Origin of the sequence: Flavobacterium sp. (assembly GCF_043756175.1) — a bacterium.
GTDB lineage: Bacteria > Bacteroidota > Bacteroidia > Flavobacteriales > Flavobacteriaceae > Flavobacterium.
This window is the reverse complement of sequence record NZ_JAYURN010000016.1, coordinates 1-6,412: the sequence shown is the minus strand read 5'-3', so window position 1 is coordinate 6,412 and position 6,412 is coordinate 1. Positions and strand designations below refer to the sequence as shown.

Sequence of the window (6,412 nt, the reverse complement as noted above, 5' to 3'; positions counted from 1 at the left end):
CACCAACTGAAGTTCATTTTTTAAAACTGCAATATCTTTAAAATAGTAAATCCCGATAACAGCAAGATCAGAGACAAACTCCTTAGGTTTTTCGACCAGTTCAATTATTTCATTTGCTTCATTTAAATTTACCACACCAAAAGCTTCCGGCTGATCAACTTGTTTAACCCAAATAACACTATCAGCATTTGCATCCAAATCAAAATTGGCACGAATTAAAGTATCGGCATACGCAATAACTGCTGGACCAGAAAGAGAATCCTTGGCACACATAATGGCATGACCTGTTCCTAGCGCTTCGTTTTGATAATAAATCGTTCCTTTTGCTCCTAATTTTTGAGCAATTGCAATAAGTTCTTCTTCTACTTTTTTGCCAAAACTTTCGTGAATAATAAAAGCTACTTCTTCGATAGATTGGTTTAAAACGCCAGCAATATCTTCAACCAAACGATGCACGATTGGTTTTCCTGCAATTGGGATTAAAGGTTTTGGTATTGTAAGTGTGTGTGGGCGAAGGCGTGAACCACGACCAGCCATTGGGACTATTATTTTCATATTATGTTTTTTAACCGCAAAGTTCGCAAAGGTTTTTCGCAAAGTTCACGAAGTGTTTTTTTTATTTAATTTGTTACAAACTTACTTCACTCCAGTGCTCCCAAAGCCGCCTTCTCCGCGTGAAGTTTCGGATAAATCTTGTACTTCAATCCACTCGGCACGTTCGTGTTTGGCAATAATGAGTTGTGCGATTCGTTCTCCGTTTTCGATTATAAAGGCTTCATTGGATAAATTTACTAATATTACTCCAATTTCTCCACGATAATCGGCATCGACTGTTCCTGGCGAATTGAGTACTGTAATTCCTTTTTTGAAAGCCAATCCGCTACGTGGTCGCACTTGTGCTTCGAAACCTATGGGTAACTCGATAAAAAGACCAGTTTTTACAAGTGTTCTTTCGAGTGGTTGTAACGTTATGGATTCTTGAATATTAGCACGAAGATCCATTCCTGCCGAAGCGATAGTTTCGTAGTTGGGTAATTCGTGTTGGGATTTGTTGATTATTTTTATTTGCATTGGTTTTTTAGGTTCTAAGTTACTAAGGTTTATCTTGTTTACGAAATGCCATAGCCCTGATAACAGTGGAAATCCTTTTTGTTTTTTTCTTTAAAAAACTAAAAGATTGTAACGGATAGCAGGAATAGCTTCTAATTTTTATTTTCTTTTTAATATTCGTATTAAGGTTTCTTTTTCGCTAAAATAAATAAAATACAAGAATATTAATATGATTCCTGTTTTTATAAAATAATTTTCTCGAATATATGGAATATAAAAAGAAATTGCTGAAAACACAACACTTAAGATTAAATATCCGAAGATTCGTTTCATATCATACGGGATTGGATATTGGTTTTTCCCTAGTGAATAGGAAATAAGCATCATACTTCCGTAAGCCGCTATGGTTGCAATAGCGGATCCGTAATAACTCATTGTTGGGATAAGCAAGAAGTTTAGTAATAATGTTACTCCTGCACCTACTACTGAGATGTAAGCTCCAATTTTTGTTTTGTCGATTAATTTGTACCAAACTGATAAATTAGTGTAAATCCCAAGAAAAAAGTTAGCAAATACAATTAACGGAACAACACTCATGGCTTGCCAGTAATTTGGGTTTGGGATAAGAAATATTTTTAATAGATCAGCAAAAACGATTACTACTAATGAGATAAAAGAGCCAAAAATCACAAAATATTTAGTTATTGTGGCATAGGTTTGTGGCGCATTCTCATTACTTGCATGACTAAAGAAAAACGGCTCGATTCCCATAGTGTATGCCGTTCGGAATAAAACCATAAACAGTCCGAGTTTGTAACATGCTGCATAAGTACCTACCTCTGATTCGGCAATGTTAGATGGGAGCAGTTTTCCTAGTAAAATTTTATCTAAGTGCTCGTTGATTGCAAAAGCAATTCCGGCGATGAGAATGGGTAAGCCATAGTTCATCATTCGTTTCCATAGCGCTTTATCTATTTTCCAATTTATATTTATGTAGTTAGGTGATAGTACTATAAATGTTAGTAAACTTGCTATAATGTTTGCAATAAAAACATATCCTATTTGGAAATTTTCTCTGTAAATGGTCGCGAAAAAACCATCCGGATTAGATTGAGCTATTTTTGGTAAATACAGCAAAAAGAAAAAGTTTAATGCTAGGTTTACTACTACGTTTCCAATTTTTATTATGGCATATTTGATAGGTCTTTGGTTGGCCCTAAGTTTTGAAAACGGAATTACAACTAGCGCATCCAAGACTAAAATCCAAACCGAGTAAGTAATATATTGCACATCTACTTTTGTAAAATACGCAATAGAATCTCTAAATAATAAAGCTAAGAAAAGAAAGGCGATTGAACTCCAAAAAATAGAAATTGTAGAAGTTGAAATTACTTTTTCTTTATTGGTTTCTGAATTATAAAATCTAAAAAAAGCAGTTTCAAAACCGTAACTAAGAATTACGTTTAGGAAAACCATATAGGCCATTACGATGGTTAAAACACCATATTCTGCTGGGTTTGACATTACACTTGGATTAGTGTAAAGTCGTACTAAAAAAAAACTTAACATTCGCGGAAGCACCATGGCTAGACCGTAAATGGCAGTTTGCTTAAAAAGATTTTTATATAAACTCAAAGTAAATAGTTAATTTAAGGAACAAAAATAACTAATTTCTTGGTCTTGCCGATGGATACATAAGCATTTCTTTTTCTTCAATTTTCGAAATTTTGTAATACCTTTTTTTGTTTTTATAAGTGTATTCTAAAATAGCTTCGTTTTCTGAAATTGGAAATGGTGTTTTTATTATTTCTTCTTTTTGAGAAGCGTTTGCATCGTCTGTAATCAAATCGTTTACTCTTCGGTTTATATCTCTAACAATATTTACGAAGTAAACATTGTCGGTTGATTCTGTAATTTTTGCTTTTTTATTTCTAAAATACAAATGATTTAAAACAAAGTCTTTAGATGGTTTTTCTGTAAATTCGATAGAAACATTTGTTCCGCCACCTCCGCCTCTTACACCAGCAACCCAGTTCTGATAAAATACTGTCTGGATTTTGGTATCAAAATATTTAGAGATTACCACCTGTGAGAAACAAGTTGAAATCCCGCTTAAAAAAAACAATAGTATGATTACACTTTTTTTCATTTTAATATGATTTGAATATATTATAAAGGTATAACAAAAAAGAGACCAAAAGATATTTTAATTCAATCCTTCTTCATCAAGAATTTTTACAAAATGAAACCCTTTTGGTCCAAAACCTTGATTATAAAAGAATCGATGTGCTTTAAAATTGTGTGTATAAGCATCTAAAACTATGTTTGTGCAAGATAAATCTAATGCTTTTTGGTTTACATAATCTGTTAGCATTTTTCCTATCCCTTTCGATCGATAGTCTGGATGCACAATAAAATTATCTATTTCTAAATATTTTCCTGACCAAAGTTTAATACCAAACCAACAACCCGTTATCCCAATACACTTTTCATTATCAAAAACAGCAATTTGGGTATAATTGCGCGTAATCATCTCCTGAAGATACGATTCGTATTTTTCGATTGTCAGTTTTGGATACAAAAATTGCATAACCTTAAATTGAGAAAGCATTTCCTGAATTGTTGTGAGTTCTTTTGTTTGCAATTTCTTTTATTTAAATTTTATCATAAAATTAATAAAAAAAAGAGGCTCACAATACGCGAGCCTCTTTAATATCTTGTTTTTCTTTTTTGAACTTAAAAATTTTAAGTTGTTGAAAACAATTATCCTTTCAAAGCTTCCGCTCCACCAACGATTTCTAAAATTTCGTTAGTAATTGCAGCCTGACGTGCTTTGTTATAAGTTAATTTCAATTGATCTCTTAACTCCGTTGCGTTGTCTGTTGCTTTGTGCATAGCAGTCATACGCGCTCCGTGTTCTGAAGCAAATGAATCTCTAATTCCTTTGTACAATTGAGTTTTCAATGATTTTGGAATCAATGTTAATACAATCTCTTCTTTAGAAGGTTCGAAAATGTAATCTCCTGTCGAAACTGCTTTATCAGATTTTATAGGAGCTAATGGCAAAAACTGTTCTGTTTGAACGATTTGTGTCGCTGCATTCTTAAATTGATTGTAAATTACTTCAATTTTATCGTATTCGCCAGAAACAAATTTATCTGTTAATGTTTGAGCAATTATTGACACATTATCAAAAGTTAATGCATCAAAAACAGAACTCTGATTGTCAATAACAGAAAGTGTTTTGCTTAAAACATCATTTCCTTTTTTGCCAATTGCAAAAACATCTACTTGTTTTCCTGCATAAAAATCTGCACGACTTTTTACTTCCTTAATTACATTGGTATTAAAAGCACCACACAAACCTCTATTTGAAGTGATGGCAACTACTAATACTTTTTTAATTTCACGTTGTTTTGTGAATTCTCCGCCCGCATTACCATCTAGTGTAGCAGAAAGATTTTGTAATAATTCCGTTAGTTTTTCGGCATAAGGGCGCATAGCTGTAATAGCATCTTGTGCCTTTTTCAGTTTTGCTGCAGAAACCATTTTCATAGCCGATGTGATTTGCATCGTCGATGAAACGGAAGTAATTCTATTACGGATTTCCTTTAAATTTGCCATTTTTATATTAGTCTAATGTCATAAAGTCATAAAGACAAAAGTCTTAAAATGTCGAACAATTCGTTTGACTTTAGACTTTCGGCTTTAAGACCTTTGACTTATTTTAGTTATATTTTGCTGATAATTCTTTAGCTGTAGCCTCGATAACATCTGTAATTTTGTCATCTAATTTACCAACTTTAAGAGCATCTAGCGTATCTCTGTGCTTGTTGTTTAAGTATTCGATAAAATCTTTTTCGAATTCTTTTACTTTATTTACAGGAACATTTCTTAATAAGTTTTTAGAACCAGCGTAGATAATAGCTACTTGATCTTCAACAGTATAAGGAGAGTTTAAACCTTGTTTCAAGATTTCAACATTTCTTTTACCTTTTTCAATTACGTTTAACGTAACAGCATCAAGATCAGAACCAAATTTTGCAAACGCTTCCAATTCACGGAATTGTGCTTGATCTAGTTTTAATGTTCCAGCAACTTTTTTCATCGATTTAATCTGAGCATTTCCTCCAACACGAGATACCGAAATACCTACGTTAATTGCTGGACGAACTCCTGAATTAAACAAATCTCCGTCAAGGAAAATCTGACCATCAGTAATCGAAATTACGTTTGTTGGAATATATGCAGAAACGTCACCAGCTTGTGTTTCGATAATTGGTAAAGCAGTTAATGAACCACCACCTTTTACGATAGATTTTAAAGAATCTGGTAAATCGTTCATATTTTTTGCAATATCATCATCAGCAATTACTTTACAAGCTCTTTCTAACAAACGAGAGTGTAAGTAAAAAACGTCTCCAGGATATGCCTCACGTCCCGGTGGTCTTCTTAACAAAAGAGAAACCTCACGGTAAGCAACTGCTTGTTTAGATAAATCATCATAAACAATCAATGCTGGACGACCAGAATCACGGAAATATTCTCCAATTGCAGCTCCAGCCATAGGTGCATAAACTTGCATCGGTGCTGGATCAGAAGCATTTGCAGCTACAATAACTGTATAAGCCATTGCGCCTTTTTCTTCTAACATTTTTGCAATTCCTGCTACAGTTGAAGCTTTTTGCCCAATTGCAACATATATACAAAATACAGGTTTTCCTGCATCGTAAAATTCTTTTTGATTTAAGATAGTGTCAATACAAACGGTAGATTTACCTGTTTGACGGTCGCCAATAACCAACTCACGTTGTCCACGACCTACTGGAATCATTGCATCTACTGCTTTGATACCTGTTTGTAATGGTTCAGTAACTGGTTGACGGAAGATAACTCCAGGAGCTTTTCTTTCTAAAGGCATTTCGTATAAATCACCACCTATTGGTCCTTTTCCATCAATAGGAAAACCAAGTGTATTTACTACACGACCTACCATTTGTTCTCCAACTTTTAGAGACGCAATTCGTTGTGTTCTTTTTGCTGTAGATCCTTCTTTGATTCCTGTAGATGGTCCTAAAAGTACCACACCTACATTGTCTTCTTCAAGATTCAAAACGATTCCTTCTAGACCGTTGTCAAATTCAACAAGCTCACCATATTGAACATTTGATAACCCGTAGATACGAGCAATACCATCTCCTACTTGTAGTACTGACCCTACTTCTTCTAGCGTTGCACCAGATTCAAAACCTGATAATTGCTTTTTTAATATTGCTGAAATTTCAGCAGGTTTAATTTCCGCCATAATTATTTATAAATAACTAGTTACTTAATTCTCTTTTTAATACTTGTAATCTGTTAG

7 protein-coding genes are annotated in these 6,412 nt (G+C 33.5%); all 7 read right to left on the bottom strand.

Annotated elements, in window-relative coordinates:
• Nucleotides 1-555, bottom strand: a 555-nt coding sequence (locus tag ACH2BP_RS01045; protein WP_395056150.1) for a sugar phosphate nucleotidyltransferase, incomplete at its 3' end; no start/stop codon positions are given.
• An 81-nt stretch (nt 556-636) separates the two neighbouring features.
• Nucleotides 637-1,071 carry a dUTP diphosphatase gene (dut, locus tag ACH2BP_RS01040; protein WP_395056148.1) on the bottom strand — a complete coding sequence of 145 codons (435 nt, stop codon included), beginning with the start codon at nt 1,069-1,071 and terminating at the stop codon, nt 637-639.
• Nucleotides 1,072-1,209: 138 nt separating this feature from the next.
• Nucleotides 1,210-2,685, bottom strand: coding sequence for a lipopolysaccharide biosynthesis protein (locus ACH2BP_RS01035; RefSeq protein ID WP_395056146.1), 1,476 nt, complete (start codon nt 2,683-2,685; stop codon nt 1,210-1,212).
• 31 nt (nt 2,686-2,716) lie between these two features.
• Nucleotides 2,717-3,199, bottom strand: a complete 483-nt coding sequence (locus ACH2BP_RS01030; protein WP_395056144.1) for a hypothetical protein — start codon at nt 3,197-3,199, stop codon at nt 2,717-2,719.
• A 57-nt stretch (nt 3,200-3,256) separates the two neighbouring features.
• On the bottom strand, nt 3,257-3,694 hold the full coding sequence (locus ACH2BP_RS01025) for a GNAT family N-acetyltransferase (protein WP_395056142.1): 438 nt from the start codon (nt 3,692-3,694) through the stop codon (nt 3,257-3,259).
• Between the two features lie 119 nt (nt 3,695-3,813).
• Nucleotides 3,814-4,674 carry an ATP synthase F1 subunit gamma gene (gene atpG, locus ACH2BP_RS01020; protein WP_395056140.1) on the bottom strand — a complete coding sequence of 287 codons (861 nt, stop codon included), beginning with the start codon at nt 4,672-4,674 and terminating at the stop codon, nt 3,814-3,816.
• A gap of 103 nt (nt 4,675-4,777) precedes the next feature.
• Nucleotides 4,778-6,355, bottom strand: a complete 1,578-nt coding sequence (atpA, locus tag ACH2BP_RS01015; protein WP_395056138.1) for a F0F1 ATP synthase subunit alpha — start codon at nt 6,353-6,355, stop codon at nt 4,778-4,780.
• Nucleotides 6,356-6,412 lie beyond the last annotated feature (57 nt).

Coding starts and splice junctions, on each gene's coding strand:
- dut (WP_395056148.1), bottom strand. CDS start 1,071: ATGCAAATAAAAATAATCAACAAATCCCAACACGAATTACCCAACTAC.
- ACH2BP_RS01030 (WP_395056144.1), bottom strand. CDS start 3,199: ATGAAAAAAAGTGTAATCATACTATTGTTTTTTTTAAGCGGGATTTCA.
- atpG (WP_395056140.1), bottom strand. CDS start 4,674: ATGGCAAATTTAAAGGAAATCCGTAATAGAATTACTTCCGTTTCATCG.
- atpA (WP_395056138.1), bottom strand. CDS start 6,355: ATGGCGGAAATTAAACCTGCTGAAATTTCAGCAATATTAAAAAAGCAA.